The sequence below is a fragment of the Domibacillus indicus genome (genome assembly GCF_000970685.1).
Classification (GTDB): domain Bacteria; phylum Bacillota; class Bacilli; order Bacillales; family Domibacillaceae; genus Domibacillus; species Domibacillus indicus.
Map to the genome: position 1 here is coordinate 649,632 of NZ_LAJB01000002.1, position 24,146 is coordinate 673,777.

Consider the following 24,146-nt stretch of genomic DNA (forward strand, 5'->3'; position numbering starts at 1 on the left):
AAACTTTTGTCTTATTTTGCAGTCTGGCTGATACGCAAATGCAATTCTTCGAGCTGGGCATCTGATACCTCGCCCGGCGCATCTGTCAGTACATCCGCAGCACTGGCTGTTTTCGGGAACGCGATCGTATCCCGCAGGTTTGTCCGTCCGGCAAGCAGCATTACGAGTCTATCAAGGCCAAGAGCAATCCCGCCATGCGGAGGCGTTCCGTATTCAAATGCATCAAGCAGGAAGCCAAATTGCTCTTTCGCCTGCTCTTCTGTAAAGCCAAGCAGCTTAAACATTTTCTCCTGGACATCTCTCTCGAAAATCCGGATGGAACCGCCGCCAAGCTCATAGCCGTTTAGGACAATGTCATAGGCTTGCGCCCGTACAGCGCCCGGATCAGACTCCATTTTATCCAGGTCTTCACGGAATGGCATTGTAAACGGGTGATGCGCTGCATAGTAGCGTCCTTCTTCTTCATCGTACTCAAGCAATGGCCAGTCTGTCACCCAGAGGAAATTGTATTTTGACTCATCAATCATGCCAAGCTCTTTTCCTAGCTTTAAGCGCAGAGCACCGAGAGCATCGGCTACAACCTGCTTTTTGTCTGCAACAAACATAATCAAGTCACCCGTTTTGGCACCTGCTGTTTCAAGCATTTTTGCCTGTTCTTCATCAGTGAAGAACTTAATGATCGGGCCTTTCATGCCATCTTCTTCAACTTTCAGCCAGGCAAGACCTTTCGCGCCGTAAATGGCAGCAAATTCTGTTAAGTGATCGATGTCTTTACGGGAATATTTTTCTCCGCCTCCCGGTACACAAAGGGCTTTTACCTGACCGCCTGATTCCACAACCTGTGCAAATACTTTAAAGCCTGAACCGCGCACTACATCCGCCATATCAATCAATTCCAGACCAAAGCGTGTATCCGGCTTATCAGAGCCAAAACGGTTCATGGCGTCTTCATATGTTATGCGTTCAAAAGCTCCGTCGATCTCAACGTTTTTCACACGCTTCATTACTTTTTTCAGCATTTCTTCTGTCATTTGCATGATGTCTTCCTGGCTCATAAAGCTTGTTTCAATATCGACCTGCGTAAATTCAGGCTGGCGGTCGGCACGCAAATCCTCATCACGGAAGCAGCGGGCGATCTGGTAATAGCGGTCCACGCCGGATACCATCAGCAGCTGCTTGAAAATCTGCGGTGACTGCGGCAGCGCGTAAAACTCACCCGGGTGTACACGGCTTGGAACCAGGTAGTCGCGTGCACCTTCCGGCGTTGATTTTGTTAAAATCGGTGTTTCTACATCCAAAAAGCCGCCTTCGTCCAGGTAATCACGGATGGTTTTTGTTACATCACTGCGCATTTTCAGCGTTTCAAACATGACCGGGCGGCGAAGGTCCATATAACGATATTTTAAACGTACATCTTCGTTTACTTCTGTTCCGTCTTCAATCATAAACGGCGGTGTTTTCGCCTCGCTCAGTACATTGATTTCCGTTACATGTACTTCAATGGTACCAGTCGGGATATTTTCGTTTACCGTTTCCGGATCACGTTTTACAATAGTCCCTTTTACATCAAGTACATATTCATTGCGGACTTTTTCAGCCACAGCCAGCGCTTCCGCTGAAATCTCCGGGTTAAAAACAATCTGCATGATGCCTGTGCGGTCGCGCAAATCAATAAAAATTACGCTTCCCAGGTCACGGCGGCGCTGTACCCATCCTTTTAATGATACTTCCTGTCCAATATGTTCTTCGGTCATTTCACCGTTATAAAACGTGCGTCCAAACATTTACTTTTCCTCCATTTTTGTTTTAATATAACCGGCCAGTTCATCAAGTGATATCTGGTCCTGAGAACCTTCTGCCATATCTTTGATAGTGATCCGGTTTTCCGCCAGTTCATCTTCGCCTAAAATGGCGGTAAAGCGCGCATTTTGACGGTCGGATGCCTTTAACTGCGCCTTCATCTTCCGATCCTGATAATCACGATCCGCTGAAAGCCCGGCTGCCCGCAGCTCATGAACGAGTGACACGGAACGGTCTTTCGCTGCGTCTCCAAGTGCTACAACAAAGCAGTCCAGCCCTTGATCAATCGGCCACTCTGCTTTTTCCGCCTCCATTGCGGCGATAAAACGCTCAATGCTGAAAGCAAAGCCAATTCCGGGTGATTCCGGGCCGCCGAGCTGCTGCACAAGGCCGTTGTAACGTCCCCCGCCGCATAGCGTCGTGATCGCTCCAAATCCCTCTGCTTCGCTCATAACTTCAAAAGCTGTGTGATTGTAGTAATCAAGCCCGCGGACAAGTTTCGGATCTACTGTGCATGAAATACCAATAGCGTCCAAATAACTCGTAACTTTTTCAAAATACGCTTTTGATTGGTCATTTAAGTAATCCAAAATAGACGGTGCCGTCTGCATCAGCTCATGCCCCCGGTCTTTTTTACAATCTAAAATCCGAAGCGGATTTTGCTGCAAACGTGTCTGGCAGTCACTGCAAAACTCACCGATACGCGGCTCAAAATGGCGGATGAGCGCTTCACGGTGTGCATTCCGGCTTTCGGCATCGCCAAGAGAATTAATAACCAGATTTAGCTTTTTAAGCCCCGCTGATTTGTAAATGTCCATTACAAGTGCGATGACTTCCGCATCAATTGCTGGATCTTCGCTGCCAATTGCTTCGACTCCAAACTGGACAAACTGGCGGTAGCGCCCGGCCTGGGGACGTTCATAACGGAACATCGGGCCCGTATAAAAAAGTTTCACCGGCTGATCTGGATGGCCAAACATTTTATTTTCAACAAATGACCGGACCACCGCAGCTGTTCCTTCCGGCCGGAGCGTTAAGCTTCGTTCTCCCCTGTCTTCAAAGGTGTACATCTCCTTTTGAACGATATCCGTTGTATCGCCGACACTGCGCTTGAACAATTCGGTATGCTCAAAAATCGGCGTCCGAATTTCTTTATAGTGATAACGGCGGCAGACATCTTTGGCGATGGTTTCTATGTACTGCCATTTTTCTGACTGGCCTGGCAGGATATCCTGTGTGCCGCGTGGAATATTCACTGACATGGTCATTCCTCCTTTATTTGTAAAAGCACATAAAAAAACTTCCATCCCTGCAATTTGCGCAGGGACGGAAGTTTTCCGCGGTACCACCCTCGTTAAAGCCAAAGCTTTCACTTTTTTTGATAACGCAATTCGCGGTTTTCCCTACTTTTTATTTCAGAAAAACGCCTCGGAAGTGTCTGTTCATAAAGATGTACCGTAAATGCTCTCAGTCTCGGCATTTTTCTCTGTCCGGCCAGCCCTTTACTACTTTTCTTCGTCTATGGCTTTATTTATGCTGCTGTCATGGATTTTCTGTACAACCCTGCTGAAAAAAGTATAAAAAACTTTTCCCTTTATTTCAACCTTAATCTTTTGTATTAAGAATCAATGTAACCGGGCCATCATTTACAAGCGCAACATCCATCATTGCACCGAATACGCCGGTTTCTACATGTACTCCCTGTTCACGAAGAAGGCGGTTGAATGTTTCATATAGTTTTTCAGCCTGTTCACCGGGCGCTGCTTTCATAAAATTTGGGCGCCGCCCTTTTTTGCAGTCACCATATAAGGTGAATTGCGATATCGATAGAATAGATGCCCCCCGGTCAAGCAGGGATTCATTCATTTTTCCCGATTCATCTTCGAATATACGGAGGTGAATAATTTTTTCAGCGAGCCATGCTGCATCCTGCTCGGTATCATCATGCGTTACTCCAACAAGCAGCACAAGCCCTGAATCAATTTTGCCTTTTATTTCACCATTTACTGTAACACTTGCTTTTTTGCTTCTTTGCAAAACAACTTTCATTGGTAAACACCTTCTACATTTAATTCATAATACGGCGGACCGAATAAATATCGGGAATCTGCTTGACCCGTTCAACCACTTTTTGCAAATGGGTTACATTGCGGATAAAAATAGACATATCAATTTTCGCCATTTTATTTCGGTCAGAGCGCCCGGATACTGCGGAAATATTGGTTTTCGTTTCACTGACAACCTGCAGTACTTCATTTAAAAGACCCTGGCGGTCATAGCCGGAAATTTCAATGTCCACAAGGTATTCTTTTTGATTCGCTCCTCCGGATTCCCATTCAACCGGAATAAGACGGTTTTCTGTATCGTCATCCGCTGTTACATTCGGGCAGTCCTCCCGGTGAACGGAGACCCCGCGGCCTTTCGTAATATAGCCTACGATATCATCACCAGGTACGGGATTGCAGCAGCGGGACAGGCGAATTAATAGATTATCAATTCCTTTAACCGTTACGCCGGCGTTTTTCTTTTGGGCTGCCGGATTTGGCGGTGCTTTTATTTCTTTCACCACTTCATTGAGCGCCGCTTCCTGGTCGCGCTGCTTGCGAAGCTTCTCCGTCAGCCGATTTGCTACCTGAAGGGCGGTTACACCGTTGTAGCCTACTGCTGCAAACATGTCATCTTCGTTTAAAAAGTTAAACTTTTCAGCCACGCGCTTTAAATTTTGCTGCGTCATCACTTCTTTTACATCGAAGTCCATATTTTTAATTTCATTCTCGATCATTTCCTGGCCTTTTTCCACATTTTCTTCGCGGTTTTGTTTCTTGAAAAATTGGCGTATTTTATTTTTCGCCTGGGAAGTCTGGGCCATTTTAATCCAGTCCTTGCTTGGACCGTATGAATGCTTGGAGGTTAAAATCTCTAAAATATCCCCTGTTTTCAGCTTGTAGTCAAGCGTCACCATTTTGCCGTTTACTTTTGCGCCGATTGTTTTATTGCCGATTTCAGAATGAATTCGATAAGCAAAATCTATCGGGACGGAACCAGCCGGCAATTCAAGAACATCACCTTTTGGCGTGAACACAAACACCATATCGGAGAATAAATCCAGCTTAAGCGACTCCATAAATTCTTCCGCGTCCTGTGAATCATTTTGAAAATCCAAAATTTCCCGGAACCAGGTCATTTTCTTTTCAAACGATGCGTTTTCGTCAACGGCCCGGCCTTCCTTGTACGCCCAATGCGCCGCTACCCCGTATTCAGCAATACGGTGCATTTCTTCGGTGCGGATCTGCACTTCGAGCGGATCACCTTTTGGACCGATAACCGTCGTATGAAGGGACTGATACATATTTGTTTTCGGCATTGCAATATAGTCTTTAAACCTTCCCGGCATCGGCTTCCAGCATGTATGAATAATGCCAAGTGCCGCATAGCAGTCTTTGATGCTGTCAACTACAATACGCACCGCTAACAAATCATAAATTTCATTAAACTGTTTGTGCTGCATCGCCATTTTCCGGTAAATGCTGTATATGTGTTTTGGGCGCCCCGAAATTTCTGCAGTAATATCCATTTCATCCAGCCGGCTCCGCATCGAATCAATTACATCGTCCAGGTATTGCTCCCGCTCTTCCCGCTTTCGCTTCATCAGATTAACGATTCGGTAATACTGCTGCGGGTTTAAATAACGAAGCGCTGTATCTTCAAGCTCCCATTTAATTTTTGACATACCGAGGCGATGGGCGAGTGGTGCGAAGATTTCCAGCGTTTCATTTGAAATACGCCGCTGTTTTTCCTGCGGCAGGTGCTTAAGCGTCCGCATATTATGAAGGCGGTCAGCCAGCTTAATTAATATAACCCGGATGTCCTGCGCCATTGCCACAAACATTTTCCGATGGTTTTCCGCCTGCTGCTCTTCTTTTGATTTGTATTTAATTTTCCCGAGCTTTGTCACACCGTCCACAAGCATAGCCACTTCCGCATTAAATTCATCCGCCAGGTCCTGCAGGGTGACTTCCGTATCTTCCACTACATCATGAAGGAAGCCGGATGCAACCGTTGCAGGGTCCATTTCAAGGTCAGCTAAAATACCTGCGACCTGTATCGGATGAATAATATACGGCTCGCCCGATTTACGAAACTGGTGCTTGTGCGCCTCTTTCGCATACTCAAACGCACGCCGGACAAACTTGACATGCTCTTCGTTCAAGTAGGCACGGGTCCGGTCAATGACCTGATCGGCGGTTAATATCTGGTCTTTCGCCATATGTTTTGTTCACCTTCGCCCTTTCCGAAAAAACTGATTGTTCTTATTATCGAAAAAAAAGTACAGGATGTAAAGTCATCCTGCACTTTTTTTCTGAATCAGGCGATTTTTGTCGAATTAATCATAAGGAATGATTGTTAATACATCATACCCATCGAGTTTTTCACGCCCGTTCAAGTAATTTAATTCAATTAAAAAGGCGATGCCGACTACAATCCCGCCAAGCTGCTCTACAAGCTTGATTGTTGCTTCGATTGTTCCGCCTGTTGCCAGAAGATCATCGGTAATGAGAACACGCTGTCCAGGCTTCACAGCATCCTTGTGGATCGTCAGCACATCTTTCCCGTATTCAAGGCCGTACTCGACTTTAATGGTTTCACGCGGCAGCTTGCCTTCTTTACGCACAGGTGCAAAGCCGACACCAAGCGAATAAGCAACCGGGCAGCCGACAATAAAGCCGCGTGCTTCCGGGCCGACAATTAAATCCACCTGCTTTTCTTTTGCATACAGAACAATTTGATCCGTTGCATAACGAAATGCGTCTCCATTATCCATGAGCGGGGTAATATCCTTAAACTGAATGCCTGGCTTTGGCCAGTCCGGCACAATTTTAATATACTCTTTTAAATTCATTTCAATAGTTCCTCCCTGTATGCATCAGAACCCTTCATCCATTTGTCTAAAACGGACTTCAGCTCCTGATAGGATGAATAAACGAGCTTTTGTTCAAGGTTAAATTGCGTCTGCTTTTGTATATAGGCAGGCGACTCACTTAAATCACGCTTGTCCGCATCCTTTTGCACTTCAATCTTTCCATCGTTTAGTTTAACAAATCCAAGCTCAAAAAACACTTTTGACATAAACCGGATAGACGCATATGGCCATCCCTGTTTCTTCGCCAGAAGTTCACCGTGCTGCTTTATGTCAAATATGCCTCTTTTCAGTAAAAATCCATAATACCATTTAAATTGGTCCCGTGTTGGCATGGCGCTGAAAAAGTGGCTTTCTTCTGTACGAAAATGAGCGTAAATACGTGCCGGGGCTTTGCCGGCAAGCAATGATTTTATTACTTGTTCGTTCTCCGGCAGGTTTAACAGGATGATATTTTTGTCGTCCATTTCAATTTGCGCCGCTTCCTGCTCTGACTTGACACATACAACAGAAGGATCAGCAGATTCGCGGCCAAACGAGATAGTGATTTTTTCATTTGGCACATCATTAAGCCAGTGTAAATGGCTTTTGCCGCCGCGCATATCAAACAGCTGGCATTCATCCACCCGCATGTCCCGGAGCATAATTTGCGGGCGGCGCATATTATTCCACTCGTTAATAGACAATTCACCAATCACAGACACTTCCGCCGTTTTTGCAATATGGTCCGCGTACTCTCCCATCCCGAAACCGATGCCATCAATGGCCTGGCCGGCTTGTTCAAAGGCAGCCTTTAAATGGGTTTGATTTGCACCGATTTTTTTCATTGCTGCGATTTTTGCATCACGAATAACAAAAAGCGGTTTCGGATTGTTCATGCCAAAAGGAGCCAGTTTGTTAAGCTCCTCAATACTTTGCACAGTAATATCCGGTATGGATGCTTCGCTGTCGACTTGAATAATTGGCGTAAAATCTTCTTCCGCCAGTGTTTCATTGGCGATTTTAACCATGCGGCGGCGAAGCTCATCCACATCATCAATAGACAGGGTCATGCCTGCAGCCATCGGATGGCCGCCAAAGTGCGGCAAAATATCGCGGCACGTTGATAAGCTCTGATAAAGATCAAAACCTTTAATGCTCCTTGCAGAGCCCTTGGCGATTCCTTTTTCCGTATCGAAACCAAGCACAATAGCCGGACGGTAAAACGTATCGGTGAGACGGGATGCCACAATCCCGACAACTCCGGGATTCCATCCTTCTTTCCCAACAATAATAACAGGATATTCGTCTGGCGGATAATCCCGGCTGACAATCTCGATTGCTTCCTTTGCCATTTCATTTACAATTGTCTGGCGCTGCTTATTCATTGCGTCGATTTCTTCTGCCAGCATCATTGCTTCTTCCATGTCTTCTGTCAGCATAAGCTCTGCGGCAGGCCCGGCATCATCAAGCCGGCCTGCTGCATTAATACGCGGACCAATCATAAATCCGACTGTTTCTTCATTGATCGAAGACTGCTCCGTGCCTGTCTGCTTGCAAAGAGCAACAATGCCCGGCCGCTGCGATTGGCGCAATGCCCTGATGCCTTTTTTGGCAATGAGCCGATTTTCTCCATTCAGGGGAACTAAATCGGCAATCGTCCCAATCGCGGCCAGGTCCAGCAAATGCTCCGGCACTTTCTCATACAGGGCATGGGCTACCTTTAAAGCAACGCCTACTCCGGCAAGATGCCCAAACGGATAGGACCCGCCCGGGTGCTTAGGATGTATAATGGCCAGTGCTTCCGGCAATTCAGGTCCGGGCTCGTGATGATCTGTAATAATTAAATCAATACCGATTTCTTTCGCCACTGTTGCTTCGTGAATACCTGAAATGCCGGTGTCCACTGTAATAATCAAGCCAAAGCCGCTTTCCTTTGCATGGCGAAAAGCCGGCTCATTCGGACCGTACCCTTCCGTAAACCGGTTTGGAATATAATAATCAGCAGAAACTCCATAATCACGAAGTGCTGTTAAAAGGACAGATGTACTGCTGACTCCATCCGCATCATAATCACCAAAAACAAGCACTGCCTCCCCCTGCTCTTTCGCCTGGCGGATGCGGCTGATGGCTTTGTCCATATCCTTCAGCAAAAAAGGATCATGGAATGTCATACCTTCATCAAATAAAAAAGCCCGTGCTTCTTCTTTTTTGGTAATTCCGCGTCCCAATAAAAGTGATGCGGCAAGCGGACTCGTCCCGATTTCTTCCGCGAACGCTTCACTTTGTATGCGATCCACTTCTTTTAAGGACCAGCGCATTTTTGGTTTTAGCATAATTTCACCCCATAACGTACTCATTATACGGGTCAAATGAATAAATGACAACAAAGGAAAAACCGGAAGCTGTATGTAGATTACACAGCTTCCGGTTTCTTTTAATCTCCGTCCGGAGACAGCCGGGTTGAATTGGCATCCGGCGTTACAATCTCCCGGTGCTCAAGCTTTAATTCATGCATTTCCTTTTTTAATTGCTCATTCTGGCGGATCAGCTCTTTATTTTGGTGCTTAAGTGCCATCGTGCGGAACAAACTAAACATAAAGATGGCCAGGCCGCCCAGCAAAACGGAAAACAAAATCACAAGAATTAGCGGCCACTGGGCAGAGCCGAAGGCGTAGTTGACTGTAACAGGATCAACATTCAGCACTGCAAAAATGGCAATAATTAATGCAAAAACCAGTCCTAGAATAAGTGCTGTTTGTGTTTTCAATTTTTATTCCCTCCCTTGCCTGTCTTTACTTTTCCCGTTTCCCTATTCGCTTCAAACATTTCCGGCTCATTCTGTCCTTGAATTCTTCTTTCAAAAAAGGCACGATAGAAAGAAAAAGAAAGCAGGAATTACAATGCAGCGCTTTTATATAGATGTGATTCAAGGAAGAGGGAGTTATTATGAGCTGGGCCGGCTGGCCGGTGACAAATTAAAGCAGTCACCGCTTTTTGCCGTGCATCAGCAGCGCCGCAAAAAATCACTTCATTCCTATAAGATTGATTTTCACCGGATAAAACAATATTTTCAAACATTCGCGCCTGTTATGTGGGAAGAGTTTGAAGGATTAGCGGAATCACTTGGCTGGTCATTATACGATGCAGTTCATGAATACAGCGGCTTTCAAGCAGATGATGTAAACAGCGGCTGTTCGGCTATGATGAAAAATGGCCTGTTCGTCCGAAATTATGATTTCCACCCTAAAACATATGAAGGACGGCTTCTTTTGTGGCAGCCGGACCATGGATATGCTTCTGTCGGCATTAGCGGCCGGCTGGTGGGACGAATCGATGGCATGAATGAGAAAGGGCTGGTGATCGGCTTTCATTTTGTAAACCGTCGCCGTGCTGAAGATGGATTTACATGCAGCATCATTGCCCGTCTGGTGCTTGATTCGTGTGCAACAACTGAGGAAGCCATTGCTCTCCTTTCTTCTCTTCCGCATCGCCATTCGTTTAACTACTCTCTTTACGATGCTTCCCTGCAAAGTGCTGTCGTGGAAGCCTCTCCGCGTGGTGTTCAAGTGCGCAGGCAGACCGATGTCTGTGCCAATCATTTCGTTTCGGACAAGCTGTCCGGCGAAAATCGTTATCACACGGCCGAGTCCAAAGAACGGCTTTCCAACTTGCAAAAGCTTGCTGACACGCCGCGAAGCATGGAGGGAGCATACGAGCTTTTTAACAATCCGGCTTACTGTATCTTCAAAAAGAAATACGGCAGCTGGGCCGGTACGCTTCACACAACGGTTTATGATCCTCGCTCCCTGCGCGTTCTGGTCGGTGTCGGCGAACAGGCTCATCCGTTTCCAATCGATTTTAACCAGTGGCTTACAGGAGAGCGTCTCCCTGTTACACGAGTCTTTGGCCAGATTGATTCTGCAGAAGCGTTTGTGCATATGTAAAAAAGCGTCCAGGAAGCCTGGACGCTTTTTGTTACACTTGAAGCTCATCTTTACTCGTATTTCTTTCTTTATACGTAATAAGCTTCCCTTTTTTCTTCAGTTCTTTCTTTTTCCAGATCAGCCAAAGCTGGGCTGCAATAAAGATCGAAGAATATGCGCCGCCGATCAAGCCGACAAGCAGAGCAATTGAGAAATTTAGGATTGATGTACTTCCTAGAATAATTAAAGCTATTACGGCAATAACGACAGTCAGCACCGTGTTCACAGAACGTGCTAATGTCTGGCGAATACTTTTGTTAACAATACCATCAAGCTGTTCCGGCGCGGTAATTTTTTTGATCTTTGTCAGATTTTCACGAATCCGGTCAAATGTAACGATTGTGTCATTTATGGAATATCCAACAATGGTAAGAACCGCTGCTATAAAAGTAATATCCACCTCTAAACGGGTTAAGCTGAAAAACGCAATAATGAAAAACACGTCATGAAGCAAAGCCAATACAGAAGCAATACCCATGTAAAGTTCAAAGCGGAAAGCTACATATAAGATAATCCCTACCGCTGCAATAGCAAGTGCCTTGACAGCATTTTTCGCCAATTCTTTTCCGACTACTGGTGATACGGTGCTAATATTTGGTTCGGCACCGAATTTTTTATCTAAACTAGATTTTACTTTTGCAATTTCCTGCTGTGTCAGTGCTTCATCAAAGCGCGCGGATGCTATGTTTTGGTTGTCTCCGCCAAGCGTCACGTTTACATCATAGCCGAGTTTATCCAGCTCCGCTTCCACGGCTTGCTCGGTCAGTGGCTGATCAGCTAATAATTCGAGGCGGGAACCGCTTGAGAAATCAATTCCCAGGTTTAAACGAAAAACAGCAAGAACAATCATGCCTGCTATAATGGCAACAGCTGAAAAAGCAAATAATTTTTTATGAGGCTTAACAAAATCAAGCTTATCAAATTTAGTTGGCAGATCGAGCGCATCGTATCCTTCACTAATTGGATAAATTGCGGATTTCTTTACACCAAACCAGCCGGGTCTGTCGTTAAGCCAATTGCTTTTTACAAGCAGGCTCATTAAAACTCTTGCCCCCCAAATAGCGGTAATAAAGCTGACAAGGATGCTAATAATAAGCGTAGTCGCAAATCCTTTAACGGAGCTCGTTCCAAAATAAAATAATACACCGCCCGCTAAAAGGGTTGTTAAGTTTGCATCCACTACTGTAAGAAACGCATTGCTGCTTCCTGTTTTAAATGCAGCTTTTATAGAGCGTCCAATTTTGATTTCTTCCCTAATCCTTTCAGCAGTGATAATGTTCGCATCCACCGCCATTCCAACCCCGAGTATGAGTGCCGCAATACCCGGCAATGTCATAACCGCACCGAGCAAGTCAAATATAAGCAGGGTTAAATAAAGAAAGGCCGTTAACGTGATGACTGCAATTAAGCCGGGCAGCCGGTAATAAAGAATCATAAACAAAAAGATGATTCCAATGCCGACAATACCAGCAAGAACAGTTTCGTTCAGCGCTTTTTCGCCAAATTGCGCACCAACGGATGTAGAATATATTTCATTTAATTTAACCGGCAAAGCGCCTGCATCTAATAAAGCTGCCAGTTCCTGAGCTTCTTCTACAGTAAAATTGCCTTGAATGGTTACTTCCGTTGTATTAAACACTTCGTCTACATTAGGAGAAGATAAGAATTTCGGGTTTTCTTTCTGTGCCTCTTTAGCAAACGAATCAACACCCTCTTCAAAATCAAGCCAGATTACAAGCTGATTATTTGGGGCCATCGTGACAATTTTTTCCGTTACTTCCTTGAATTTGTTTTTATCTTTCAGCTTAACAGCTACGTTTGGCTGCCCCGTTTCTGTAAATGACTGTTCGGCACCGCCTTCTACCAGGTCGCTTCCATCCATCATTAAATTGTCATTTACGTCACGGAAAGACAGATTTGCTTGTGTCGACAGCATATTCCGCGCCTGTTCCTGGTCTTCAATACCGGCAAGCTGGACTCGAATACGATTTCCTTCTTCTACTTGAATACTAGGCTCGCTGACACCAAGTGCGTTAATGCGGCGATCGAGTGCTTCGGCCGTGTCAGCCACAACGCTTTCGGTTATTTTCTGTCCTTCTTTTGCAGGCTTAACTTCATAGAGCACTTCAAAACCGCCCTGCAAATCAAGGCCTAATTTAATATTTTTGACAATATCGCCTGCCGTTCCGCCCATTGCACCAAACAAAACAAGGACAACAAGCAAAAAAGCAACGATACGGCTTCGTTTTACCATTCTTCATTTCCACTCCTTATTGTATGTAAAAGAACAAGTTGATAAAAAAAATTCCGGTAACGAATACCAGAATTCCTCAGCACTCTTCATTATGAATGAGAAAAAACAGACTGTCAATTTACTTCCTGATCTTTCCGGGGATCAAATAAAGAAGCCAGCTCCTGCTCGGATAACGGCTCCCCCCATCCCGGCGTTTTGAAAGCGGCAAGCTGCATAAAATTCATATAATCACTGGGCTTGACTGATAAAATATCGCCGACCAGCCGTGAAAGCGGCCGTTCTTCATCGGTTTTTTTCCACTTTTTACTCAGCAAATAACGCCAGAGTGTTGCTGTCTCCGCCGTCTGGTAATCAAGCAGCCTGAATTCTTCCACTTTGCTGACCAATGCCGGCAGCAGCTTGTCATAATACATGTCGTATGGATGCTTCCCCATTCTGAATGCCCCCTGTCATGCTCGTCCATCTTAGCACATATATCTCATTATACAATATTTTCTTTACAATTACTTTCCTAAAAAGGCGGTGGCAGGTTGTCATCATTTATAAAAGGAACGATGTGGCTGGCGGGTGCCATTTTCCTTGTTAAAATTCTTGGCTTTGTTAATCGAATGGTAATTGCCCGCTTAATTGGAGAAGAAGGAGTCGGCCTGTACATGGCCGTTTTCCCGGCATTTATTTTAACGGTCACAGCTGTTCAGTTCGGGCTGCCCGTCGCGGTCACCCGAAGTGTGGCGGCGGCAGAAAATGACGCGCAGCGAAAGCATATTTTATACACATCCCTTTTTATCACTCTTTCGTTAGCTGTTGTTTTAACGCCGCTGCTCTGCTTGTTTGCTCCTTACCTGGCCGAGTCTCTTTTTCATGATAAGCGGGCGGTTCTGCCTCTTTATGCAATTGCTCCTTCTGTGCCTATTATTGCTGTTTCTTCCATTATCCGTGCTTATTTTCAGGGGAAAATGCATATGAAGCCGGCCGCCATCTCACAGCTTGTTGAACAGATTGTGCGGATCGGGCTGATTATTGCTACGGGGCGGCTGCTCTTGCCGTATGGCATTGAATATGCGGCAGCTGGAGCAATGGCCGCTGCTTCAGTCGGAGAGCTTATGTCACTTTTTTACCTTCTCGCCTCCTTTCGCCCGGAGTGGAAAAAAGTCCGCCAGTGGCCTGGAAGGTGGACAAGCCGGGCTCTTTCCGGAGAAATTGCCGAGACAGCTCTCCCTGCTGTTGGAAGCCGGCTGATCGGCTCGGGAGCCTGGTTTCTTGAACCTATTGTGGTGGTAAAAAGCCTGGCAATTGCCGGACTGGCATCCAGTGAAGCAATGAAAGAATACGGGGTATTAACCGGCTATGCACTTCCGCTTATGTTTTTGCCCTCTTTTTTAACGGTGGCTCTTTCCTCTTCACTTGTTCCGGATATAAGCGAGTCATTCAGCAAAAAAAAATTCAGTGCTATTGCATGGCGGGTAAACGAATCAATCCGTTTTTGCCTGTTTTCCGGCGGATTTGCGGCAGTCGTTCTGTTTTTATTTGCCGAACCTTTAATGCTTGTTATGTATCATATAAAAAAAGGAGCAGATTTAATTCAGCTTATGGCTCCCTTTTTTCTTTTCTATTACTGTCAGGGACCACTGCAGGCGGTTTTGCAGGCACTGAACTTGTCGCGTGCTGCCATGCTGAACAGCTTTTATGGAGCAGCAGTCAAGCTTTGCATTATCTTCCTTTTATCCAGCCAGCCGGCGTTCGGCATTCGCGGAACTGCTATTTCGATATCGGCTGGCATCGTGCTTGTTACCCTTCTTCATACAGCGTCTATGCTTAAATCTGTTCCATTTTCTCTCCAGTACGGACTTTATGCGAAAATTGTTTTGCTGCTTGCTTTCACGTATTTGGGCTCCCATGCTTTTCTGCCGTTTCTAATGCATAACACATTTCTTTATCTTGGAGGAGGCATTCTGGGCTGTTTGGCTGTTTATTTGTTCGGTGCGGCTGTTCTCGGTATTTTCAAAAAAGAAGATATAAACACCCTTCTGTTTTGGCGCACGTAAAAAAGCCCGGAGAAAAATCCGGGCTTTCAGTGCTTCATGCAGAAGAATACTTATGGCTTTGAAAACTATTCCACTTTTCGTCCGCCAGCGGGCGTTGAAAAACAGGTGTTTTCATACAGCCTGGTTTTCCTTACTTGGCACTTTTGTCAACTACATCACGTATTGCTGAACGGTCAAATGTCAAACGTGTACCATCTCCAACAACGACCGTGATAGTTGTTTCATCAGATGATTCGATCATCCCATGCAGTCCGCCGATCGTGACAATTTTATCACCTTTTTGCAAATTGTTTTGCATTTCCATTACCTGCCGCTGACGCTTGCGCTGCGGGCGAATTAACAGAAAATAAAACAGCGCAAACATAACGATTAATGGGAGAAATTGTGCTAAAGCTTCCATTCGTCTTTTTCACTCCTTTCCAAAAACAGAACAACGTCAAAAGTTCTTTGCATCCGGACGGTTAAACCCATATTGTTCAAAGAACTCTTCGCGGAAATCACCAAGCCGGTCCTCTCGAATCGCTTGACGTACGTTTTCCATTAAGTTTATCAGAAAATGGAGGTTATGGTAAGTCGTAAGTCGAATTCCGAATGTTTCATTACAATGAAGTAAGTGGCGGACATAAGCACGCGAATAATTTTTGCAGGCATAACAGCTGCAGTTTGGGTCAAGCGGCCCAAAATCACGGGCATACTTGGCATTCTTTACAACCAGCCTGCCTTCACTTGTCATTAACGTTCCATTTCGCGCAATCCGCGTCGGAAGTACACAGTCGAACATATCAATGCCGCGTATCGCTCCGTCAATCAATGAATCCGGTGAGCCGACGCCCATTAAGTAACGGGGTTTGTCTGCCGGCAGATGCGGCGTTGTAAATTCAAGTACACGGTTCATAACATCTTTCGGCTCTCCAACAGACAGGCCGCCGATGGCATATCCAGGAAAGTCCAGCGATACAAGGTCACGGGCGCTTTGCTTGCGGAGCTCTTCGTATTCTCCACCCTGTACAATACCAAACAGCCCCTGGTCGTCCGGGCGCTTGTGTGCGGTTAAGCAGCGTTCTGCCCAGCGTGATGTCCGCTCCACAGACTTTTTCATATATTCGTACTCTGCTGGATATGGAGGGCACTCATCAAATGCCATCATGATGTCTGAACCAAGCGCATTTTGAATTTCCATCGCTTTTTCCGGTGATAAAAATAATTTATCCCCGTTAATATGATTGCGGAAGTGGACACCCTCTTCTTCGATTTTTCGGAATTCACTCAGGGAAAACACCTGGAATCCGCCAGAATCCGTTAAAATAGCCCCGTCCCAATTCATAAACTTATGAAGGCCGCCTGCTTCCTGGACAATGTCGTGCCCTGGCCGAAGCCACAGATGATACGTATTGCTGAGCAGAATATTGGCGCCCATTGCCTTAATGTCTTCCGGCGCCATCGTTTTAACGGTTGCAAGCGTCCCGACCGGCATAAAAACCGGTGTTTCAAAGCTGCCGTGCGGCGTATGAACACGGCCCAGGCGTGCTCCTGTTTGTTTACATGTTTTAATATGTTCATATTTAATGGCTGTCATTCTGTTTGTCACCTTTCAAATCGATAATCAGCATCGCATCTCCGAAACTGAAAAAGCGGTATTTTTCCTTGACTGCTTCTGCATATGCTGAAAGCACATGATTTTTTCCAGCCAGCGCACTGATTAACATAATTAATGTTGATTTTGGCAAATGAAAATTCGTAATCATGCCGTCAATTGCTTTAAATTCAAATCCTGGATAAATAAAAATATCAGTCCAGCCGCTTGATTGCCTTACCTCGCCGTGTTCACGCGCAGCCGTTTCGAGCGTACGGACAGATGTTGTGCCAACAGCGATCACACGGCCGCCGCGTTTTTTCGTTTCCCGGATCGCTTCTTCTGTTTGCGCTGAAATTGTGTAATACTCCGCGTGCATGTCATGCTCTTCAATTGAATCAACGGATACCGGCCGAAACGTGCCAAGGCCGACATGAAGGGTAATAAATTCAATTTGTATCCCTTTTTCCTTCAGCTGGGCGAGCAGCGGTTCAGTAAAATGAAGACCTGCTGTCGGCGCGGCAGCGGAGCCGCGCTCTTTTGCATACACTGTCTGATAGCGGTCTTTTTCCTCAAGCTGTTCTTTTATATAGGGCGGCAGCGGCATTTCCCCAAGTTCGTCGAGTACTTCATAAAAAATCCCCTCATATTCAAAACGCAGCAGCCGGCCTCCCTGTTCTTTTTCACCGGTACAGACGGCTTTCAGCTTTCCGCCCCCAAATGTGATCACACTGCCTTCCTTAATACGCTTGGCCGGCTTTACAAGTGTTTCCCACACATCTGTTTCATCCTGTTTTAAAAGAAGCACCTCAATGCTGGCGCCCGTTTCTTCCTTTATTCCATGAAGGCGTGCAGGCAGTACTTTCGTATCGTTCAAAACAAGCAGATCACCAGGGTTCAAATACTCTATAACATTTTTGAATGTTTCGTGGATCAGTGTGCCATCGTTTTTATCCAGCACCATCAAGCGGCTTTCTGCACGCTCTTTTAAAGGAGTCTGTGCAATTAATTCTTCCGGCAGTTCAAAATCAAACTCTTCTACTTTCATTCATTACACCTCTAATTTATCTCCATTTTCCAATTACATAAAAAATAAGCGACAGCACAATGCTTGCCACAATGGATGTTACAATTGGAAAATAAAAAGTTGCATTTTCCCTTTTAATGACAATATCACCCGGCAGCCGGCCGAGCTTTGTAAATTGCAGCAGCACGCCAAGGACAAACAGGACAGCACCAGCCAGCATTAACAGTCTGCCCAGTCCTGTCATAAAGGCGGCACCTCCATGTGAAAATGTTCATATGCGGCAGGCAGTGCGGTTCTTCCCCGCGGCGTTCGCTGTAAAAAACCAATTTGCAGCAAATACGGCTCATACACATCCTCAATCGTTGCTGATTCTTCACCGATACTGGCCGCCAGTGTATCCAGGCCGACCGGTCCGCCTTTAAAACGCCCTAAAATCGTTGTTAATAATTTATGGTCAATGTGATCAAGACCAAGACGGTCCACCTGCAAAAGCTCAAGTGCCTCATTTGCTTTCTCCAGAGTGATATGCCCTTCCCCGCGAACCTCCGCATAATCGCGCACCCGCTTTAATAACCGGTTGGCAATACGAGGTGTTCCACGCGAGCGCCTTGCCAGCTCTTCGGCGCCAGCCTTATCAATTGCCGTTCCGAATATGTCTGCTGTCCGCATTACCACTTCTTTCAGCTGATCTGACGTATAGTATTCCAGGCGGGAATGAACGCCAAAACGATCACGAAGCGGCGCAGACAGCGCTCCAGCCCGGGTTGTAGCGCCAATCAGTGTAAACGGCGGCAAATCAAGCCGGACAGATCTCGCTTCCGGCCCTTTTCCAATGACAATATCCAGGCAAAAATCTTCCATCGCCGGATACAGCACTTCTTCAATGGAACGCGGCAGACGGTGAATTTCATCTATAAATAGAACATCACCAGGCGCAAGCGCCGTTAAAACGGCCGCTAAATCACCCGGCCGTTCAATAGCCGGTCCGGAAGTCGTCCGGAAGCCGGCACCCATTTCATTGGCAATGACAGCAGCCATCGTTGTTTTCCCAAGACCCGGCGGTCCGTATAACAGCACATGGTCTAATGTTTCCTCCCGCTTTAATGCCGCTTCAATAAATATAGACAAGTTCTGTTTTACCTGGTCTTGTCCGATATATTGGCTTAACGTCTGCGGACGGAGCGACTGTTCTTCAAACCGTTCTTCCGCTCCGGCTCCGCCTGATAGAACACGTTGATCCTCCAAGACAGTCCCTCCTTGTTATCCGAGCAGCAGCTGCAGCCCTTTCCGAATATATTCATCGGTCGACATGGCCTCTTCTTTCTCCAGCTTCCCGGATATGCGTTTAATCTCACGGGCCGAATAGCCGAGTGCTTCGAGCGCGAGCAAAGCTTCAGCGAGCGCTTCATTATCCACTGGTTCCGTTTCTGCCTGTTCTTGAACAAATAAGCCTGTTAAGGAATCAGATACAACATGATCAAGCTTTCCTTTTAAATCCAGAATCATCTGCCGGGCTGTTTTTTTACCGATGCCCGGAAACTTAATTAAGTATGGCTCATCTTCACGCTCAATTGCGTTCACAACATGTGAAGGTGTTCCAGATGCAAGAACCGCCAGCGCTCCTTTTGGCCCGATGCCCGATACGCTGATCAACTTTTCAAAAAGCCGCTTTTCTTCAGCTGTTGCAAAGCCAAAAAGCAGGTGAGCATCCTCACGAATATGCTGGTATAAATAAACCTGCTGTTCTTTTTGCTCATGTTTTGAAAAAGCAAACGGATTTGGCGTTAAAATCCGATAGCCGATGCCGCTGTTTTCAACGACAATATACTCCGGCCCAATAAATGAAATAATTCCTTTAATATACTCGTACAAATTTTTGTCTCCTTTAAAAACGCTTTGTTCATTGTATCATATCATAATGAAGCGCAAAAAGAAACGTTTGTTCCCTGAATATTCAGTTCTCTTTGAAAAACTCATTAACGGCTACAACCAGCGCCCCCATCCGCTCATGGTCCGGGGCAATCACCCGGCTGACCCCGTATTCGTTTAACGTGCCAGTCGTCACTCTGCCGACGGAACCGGCTGCTGCCCGCTCATTAAATGCTTCAGCCAGTTCTTCAGCCAGCCCCTGTTTTACTGCTTCCTGAAACAGCACGCGCACCTGCGGAGTTGCTGTAAACAATACGGCATCCATATCTCCAGCGATAACTTCTTTTACAAGCTGTGTAACTGTTTGCGGCTGCGGTACAGTTGTTTTATACGGCAAAATATAAGTCATTTTTGCTCCCTTGGCTGCAAATCCCTGTTCCAATGCCGGTGCTGGTTCGCCGTGCAGCTGCAGGAAAACACGGCATTCCTGCAAATCTACTTCTTCTATTGCCTGCAGCAGCCCCGCATTGGTGCCGTCGCTGTCTTCTGCCGCTGGTTTTAAGCCGTGTTTCTTTAATTCTTGCACGGTTTTATAACCCCGGGCTGCAATTTGGGAAGCCGCAACAGCTTTGTAAAACGGTTCGGCAAGCCCCAGTTCAGCGGCAGCCTCAAAAACGGCAGATGTGCCAATTCCGGTTGTAAAGACGCTCCAGTCTGTTCCGTTCTCAATCACTTCATCAACCGATGCTTTCATGTTCTCCGCTGTGCATTTAATGGTTTCCTGAAGAGGCCGCTCCAATGCTGTGCCTCCTTTTTTCTGTACCATCATACTCATTTCCGCCATTTTGCGCGAACCGGTAATGGCGACTCGTTTCCCATGCAAGTTTCCCATTTACTTTCCCCGTTTCCCTTTTCTTTTAATACTATCCCTTTCAGTTTCTTTTTTCCATAGAAAAGTCCAGGGCTTATATATCGTTAAATAAAAAAAGACGGCTCAACATTTGTTGAACCGCCGTTTATGATTTTATTTAACCGGCTTTTTCAAAACGGCAAGCAGAAGTGCTGTTACTGCTGCACCGATTAAAACCGCTAAAAGGTATAAAAGCGCGCTGCCCTGGACAACAGGGAAAACGAAAATTCCGCCGTGTGGAGCAGGAAGCTTAACCCCAAAGATCATTGTAAGCGCACCGGCTACTGCTGAACCGGCTACTGCCGCTGGAATCACACGAGCCGGATCTTTTGCTGCAAATGGAATCGCTCCTTCGGTAATAAAGGACAGACCCATAATATAGTTTGTTTTACCTGCATCGCGTTCCTGTGCAGTAAAACGATTTTTAAAGAATGTTGTTGCAAGCGCAATGCCAAGCGGCGGAACCATACCGCCGGCCATAACAGCCGCATGCGGGCCAAAGTTGCCGGCATCAATCATAGCAATACCGAAAGTAAACGCTGCTTTGTTAATAGGACCACCCATATCAACGGCCATCATACCGCCAAGAATAATTCCTAACAGCACAAGGTTGCTTGTCCCCATACCGCCAAGAACATCAACAAGCCATTTGTTTAAAGCACCAACCGGGCCGTTTATTACATAAACCATCACAAGGCCGGTAATTAAAATACCGAATAACGGATACAGAAGAACCGGTTTAATTCCATCAAGTGCCTGTGGAAGGCCGGCAAACAGCTTTTTCAATCCAACTACAATATAACCAGCAAGGAAACCGGCAATTAAACCGCCAAGAAAGCCAGCATTAGCATTTGCCGCGAGAAGACCGCCGACTAAACCAGGAGCAAGACCGGGACGATCCGCAATACTCATTGCAATAAACCCGGCAAGAACCGGAATCATTAAAGCAAAAGCAGAGCCGCCGCCAATATCATTCAACGCTTTAGCAAATGCATTATAGGACGGGTCCTCGGGATTTACGGCATCGATACCGAAGAAGAACGAAATCGCGATCAAAATACCGCCGCCGACTACAAGTGGGAGCATCGCGGATACACCGCTCATTAAATGCTTGTAAAATGCGCTGCCGGCAGAAGTCCCTTCATTAGACGAAGAGGAAGAGGCGGACCCGCCTCCGCCCTGGAATACGGGAGCATCCTGTTTGACCGCACGATCAAGCAGTCCATCCGGATTGCGGATTCCCTGTGCGACCGGCACTTGAATAACGTGCTTGCCTTTGAAGCGCTCCATTTCAACCTGCTTGTCGGCTGCAACGATAATCGCTGCTGCACTGGCAATTTCGTCTGCTGTAAGAGCATTTTTCACGCCGCTTGATCCGTTTGTTTCTACCTTAAAGTTAAGGCCTTTTTCCTTTGCTTTTGCTTTAAGTGCGTCTGCTGCCATATACGTATGTGCAATCCCCGTTGGGCAGGCTGTTACCGCAAGAACGAGCGGCGCATCCGTCTCAGCAGGAGCTGCTGTTTCTTCTTTTTCCTCGGCATTTTCGCGCAGGTCAAACGCCTGGATTATTTCATCTTCGTTTTTCGCATTCAGCAGTTCATCCCGGAAGCCAGGATCCATTAAAAAGCCGGATAAGCTTGAAAGTGTTTCTAAATGCGCTTCGTTGGCGCCATCAGGAGCCGCGATCATGAAGAACAGCGTAGACGGCTGGCCATCCAATGATTCGTAATCAATTCCATTTTTTGCCCGGCCAAATGCGACAGCCGGTGTTTTTACCGCGGCTGTTTTCGCATGCGGGATAGCAATTCCTTCACCGACACCTGTTGTGCTTTGTGCCTCACGGGCTAAAATCGCTTCTTTATAGGCAGCACGGTCGTTTAAACGGCCGGCTTGATCCAGCTTTGCAACCAACTCATCGATAACAGACGCTTTATCCGTTGCAGACAAATCCATAATAACAGTGTCTTTTTTCAGCAAGTCTGTAATTTTCATCCTTACCCCTCCTGCTTTGCTTTTGCAATTGTTACGCGGCTGTACACATCTTCTACTTCTGCTTTTGTGCACAGATCATCTGAAAACGCAGTGGCACTTCCTGCTGCAACTGCCCAATGGAACGCTTCATGAGGCTTTAGGCCGGCGTCTATTTTCGCCATAAAGGCGGCTACCATTGAATCACCGGAGCCAACTGTATTTTTGACTGTTCCTTTTGGAGGTGAAGCAAAATAAGCTCCCGCTTCGTTTACCAGCACGGCTCCTTCACCGCCCATCGAAACAATCACATTTTCAGCGCCTTCATCAACCAATTTTTTCGCGATAGAAGCCGCCTGCTCTTTTGATGTTACTTCTGTGTCGAATAATTCACCAAGCTCATGATGGTTTGGTTTAACAAAAAACGGTTTATACGGCAGCAATGCTTTCAGCGCAGCACCGCTCGTATCCACGACAACCCGCGCTCCTTTTTTCCGCGCTGCGTCAATCAGTGTACCTGCGTAGTCTGCCGGCAATGAGGCTGGAACACTGCCGCCAATATGCAGCCAGTCCCGCTCAGTCAGCCCGCTTATCAGCTGCACAAGACGGCTTGCATCCTCTTCTGTGACAGCCGGAGCAGGGCCGTTGATTTCTGTTTCTGTGTCTGATTTTAATTTCACGTTAATCCGGGTCACACCCTGTACTGTTGTGAAACGATGAAACACACCTTCCCGGTCCAGTTCATTTTTAATAAACTCTCCCGTAAATCCGCCTGCAAAACCGATTGCACACGTATCGCTGCCAAGGCGTTTTAATACCCTGGAAACGTTGATTCCTTTTCCGCCTGCATACATATCGGCGCTTTCGGAACGATTCAATCCTCCTGCCTCGAACTCATTTACCCGTATCACATAATCAACAGCGGGATTTAATGTGCATGTGTAAATCATGATAGTGCCTCCTTGATGTCCGTCACTTTCTCAAACATCCGTCTTGTTTTCTCCGGTATTTTGCCCGTAATAATAACTGCCTCGTCAAGATCAGCAATATGAGCAAAGGTGCTCTCCTGAAATTTGGATGCATCAGATAAAATAAACGGCTGCTGAGCACGATTGATTGCTTCTGTTTTTACAGCTGCTTCCTCGGGATCTGGGGTTGTATACCCCGCTTTTAAATGAATTCCATTTACACCAAGAAACGCTTTATCAAACCAATATTGCTGAAGGCCATGTACCGCTCCTGTTCCGGTTAGAGCTTCCGTGGACTTTTTTAACCGCCCCCCGGTGCTGTACGCTTCAATTCCTTGTTCAGCTAAAAGCCGCAAATGATCAAAACCACTCGTTACAGCAACAATATTTTTCGCTTGAATGTATGGAATAAGAGCAAGTGTTGTTGTTCCCGCATCAATAAATATACAGTCATTGTCTTCGATGAGAGAAGCAGCCAGCCTGCCTGCTGCACGCTTTTCTTCTGAGAAACGATTACTTTTTTCACCCATTGTTGGTTCAATACGTTTCCTCGATACTTTTGCAGCGCCGCCATGAACCCGCCTCAGCAGACCTGCTGCTTCTAGATCCGTCAAATCGCGGCGGATAGTCGATTCTGATGCTCCTGTTGCTCCTGTCAGCTCCTGAATTTTCACCACTTCTTTTTCTTTTAACAAGTTTAAAATCATGGCATGGCGTTCTTCTGTCAGCACTGGCTGCATCCCTCCCTTCTCTTAATACTTCCATTATACAACCGCTTTCACACAAAAACAATCATCTTCAATCAATATACACCAAAAACATTCAATAAATCAATCAAATGTAATCATT

At 46.2% G+C, this 24,146-nt stretch carries 21 protein-coding genes and 1 other annotated feature; of the genes, 2 read left to right on the plus strand and 19 right to left on the minus strand.

What is annotated here, in order from left to right; translation table 11 throughout:
• Positions 1-11: 11 nt before the first annotated feature.
• The 7 genes from aspS to VP98_RS03745 form a co-directional block, all read right to left on the minus strand.
• A complete protein-coding gene (aspS, locus tag VP98_RS03710) occupies positions 12-1,784 on the minus strand; it encodes an aspartate--tRNA ligase (RefSeq protein ID WP_046173924.1) in 1,773 nt (590 codons plus the stop codon).
• Complete coding sequence (hisS, locus tag VP98_RS03715; protein ID WP_046173925.1) at positions 1,785-3,062, minus strand: histidine--tRNA ligase; 1,278 nt, start codon at positions 3,060-3,062, stop codon at positions 1,785-1,787.
• Between the two features lie 57 nt (positions 3,063-3,119).
• Positions 3,120-3,331 (minus strand) — a binding site (T-box leader).
• A gap of 74 nt (positions 3,332-3,405) precedes the next feature.
• Positions 3,406-3,849, minus strand: a complete 444-nt coding sequence (dtd, locus tag VP98_RS03725) for a D-aminoacyl-tRNA deacylase (RefSeq protein WP_046173927.1) — start codon at positions 3,847-3,849, stop codon at positions 3,406-3,408.
• 19 nt (positions 3,850-3,868) lie between these two features.
• Positions 3,869-6,067 carry a RelA/SpoT family protein gene (locus VP98_RS03730; RefSeq protein WP_046173928.1) on the minus strand — a complete coding sequence of 733 codons (2,199 nt, stop codon included), beginning with the start codon at positions 6,065-6,067 and terminating at the stop codon, positions 3,869-3,871.
• Between the two features lie 117 nt (positions 6,068-6,184).
• The gene (locus VP98_RS03735) at positions 6,185-6,700 is read right to left on the minus strand and encodes an adenine phosphoribosyltransferase (protein ID WP_046173929.1); all 516 of its coding nucleotides are present in this window, start codon (positions 6,698-6,700) and stop codon (positions 6,185-6,187) included.
• Positions 6,697-9,033 (minus strand): single-stranded-DNA-specific exonuclease RecJ, encoded by a 2,337-nt coding sequence (gene recJ, locus VP98_RS03740; protein WP_046173930.1) that lies wholly within the window; start codon positions 9,031-9,033, stop codon positions 6,697-6,699. Before recJ ends, VP98_RS03735 begins: the two co-directional genes overlap by 4 nt.
• Before the next feature lie 101 nt (positions 9,034-9,134).
• Positions 9,135-9,467, minus strand: coding sequence for a LapA family protein (locus tag VP98_RS03745; RefSeq protein ID WP_046173931.1), 333 nt, complete (start codon positions 9,465-9,467; stop codon positions 9,135-9,137).
• A gap of 133 nt (positions 9,468-9,600) precedes the next feature.
• Between VP98_RS03745 and VP98_RS03750 the strand changes: the two genes are divergently transcribed.
• A complete protein-coding gene (locus tag VP98_RS03750; protein ID WP_046173932.1) occupies positions 9,601-10,644 on the plus strand; it encodes a C45 family autoproteolytic acyltransferase/hydolase in 1,044 nt (347 codons plus the stop codon).
• A gap of 31 nt (positions 10,645-10,675) precedes the next feature.
• Here the strand turns inward: VP98_RS03750 and secDF are convergent, their stop codons facing one another.
• Together secDF and VP98_RS03760 are read right to left on the minus strand one after the other, a co-directional pair.
• On the minus strand, positions 10,676-12,937 hold the full coding sequence (gene secDF / locus VP98_RS03755) for a protein translocase subunit SecDF (RefSeq protein ID WP_046173933.1): 2,262 nt from the start codon (positions 12,935-12,937) through the stop codon (positions 10,676-10,678).
• Between the two features lie 113 nt (positions 12,938-13,050).
• On the minus strand, positions 13,051-13,371 hold the full coding sequence (locus VP98_RS03760; protein WP_046173934.1) for a post-transcriptional regulator: 321 nt from the start codon (positions 13,369-13,371) through the stop codon (positions 13,051-13,053).
• 96 nt (positions 13,372-13,467) lie between these two features.
• Here VP98_RS03760 and spoVB point away from each other — a divergent pair, with 96 nt between their 5' ends.
• Entirely contained in the window at positions 13,468-14,982 is a 1,515-nt protein-coding gene (spoVB, locus tag VP98_RS03765) for a stage V sporulation protein B (protein ID WP_046173935.1), read from the plus strand.
• 130 nt (positions 14,983-15,112) lie between these two features.
• Here spoVB and yajC read toward each other — a convergent pair whose 3' ends face one another.
• The 10 genes from yajC to VP98_RS03815 form a co-directional block, all read right to left on the minus strand.
• Entirely contained in the window at positions 15,113-15,382 is a 270-nt protein-coding gene (yajC, locus tag VP98_RS03770; protein WP_046173936.1) for a preprotein translocase subunit YajC, read from the minus strand.
• A 36-nt stretch (positions 15,383-15,418) separates the two neighbouring features.
• Complete coding sequence (gene tgt, locus VP98_RS03775) at positions 15,419-16,558, minus strand: tRNA guanosine(34) transglycosylase Tgt (protein WP_046173937.1); 1,140 nt, start codon at positions 16,556-16,558, stop codon at positions 15,419-15,421.
• On the minus strand, positions 16,545-17,603 hold the full coding sequence (gene queA, locus VP98_RS03780) for a tRNA preQ1(34) S-adenosylmethionine ribosyltransferase-isomerase QueA (RefSeq protein ID WP_046173938.1): 1,059 nt from the start codon (positions 17,601-17,603) through the stop codon (positions 16,545-16,547). The genes tgt and queA overlap by 14 nt, the downstream gene beginning before the upstream one ends.
• Before the next feature lie 16 nt (positions 17,604-17,619).
• The gene (locus VP98_RS03785; protein ID WP_046173939.1) at positions 17,620-17,826 is read right to left on the minus strand and encodes a DUF2905 domain-containing protein; all 207 of its coding nucleotides are present in this window, start codon (positions 17,824-17,826) and stop codon (positions 17,620-17,622) included.
• Complete coding sequence (gene ruvB / locus VP98_RS03790; protein ID WP_046173940.1) at positions 17,823-18,827, minus strand: Holliday junction branch migration DNA helicase RuvB; 1,005 nt, start codon at positions 18,825-18,827, stop codon at positions 17,823-17,825. Before ruvB ends, VP98_RS03785 begins: the two co-directional genes overlap by 4 nt.
• Positions 18,828-18,842: 15 nt before the next feature.
• The gene (gene ruvA, locus VP98_RS03795; RefSeq protein ID WP_046173941.1) at positions 18,843-19,454 is read right to left on the minus strand and encodes a Holliday junction branch migration protein RuvA; all 612 of its coding nucleotides are present in this window, start codon (positions 19,452-19,454) and stop codon (positions 18,843-18,845) included.
• A gap of 82 nt (positions 19,455-19,536) precedes the next feature.
• Positions 19,537-20,343, minus strand: a complete 807-nt coding sequence (locus tag VP98_RS03800) for a uroporphyrinogen-III synthase (RefSeq protein WP_046173942.1) — start codon at positions 20,341-20,343, stop codon at positions 19,537-19,539.
• A gap of 132 nt (positions 20,344-20,475) precedes the next feature.
• A complete protein-coding gene (locus tag VP98_RS03805; protein ID WP_046173943.1) occupies positions 20,476-22,353 on the minus strand; it encodes a PTS fructose transporter subunit IIABC in 1,878 nt (625 codons plus the stop codon).
• Between the two features lie 2 nt (positions 22,354-22,355).
• The gene (pfkB, locus tag VP98_RS03810; RefSeq protein WP_046173944.1) at positions 22,356-23,279 is read right to left on the minus strand and encodes a 1-phosphofructokinase; all 924 of its coding nucleotides are present in this window, start codon (positions 23,277-23,279) and stop codon (positions 22,356-22,358) included.
• Positions 23,276-24,028 carry a DeoR/GlpR family DNA-binding transcription regulator gene (locus VP98_RS03815; RefSeq protein ID WP_046174147.1) on the minus strand — a complete coding sequence of 251 codons (753 nt, stop codon included), beginning with the start codon at positions 24,026-24,028 and terminating at the stop codon, positions 23,276-23,278. The genes pfkB and VP98_RS03815 overlap by 4 nt, the downstream gene beginning before the upstream one ends.
• Positions 24,029-24,146 lie beyond the last annotated feature (118 nt).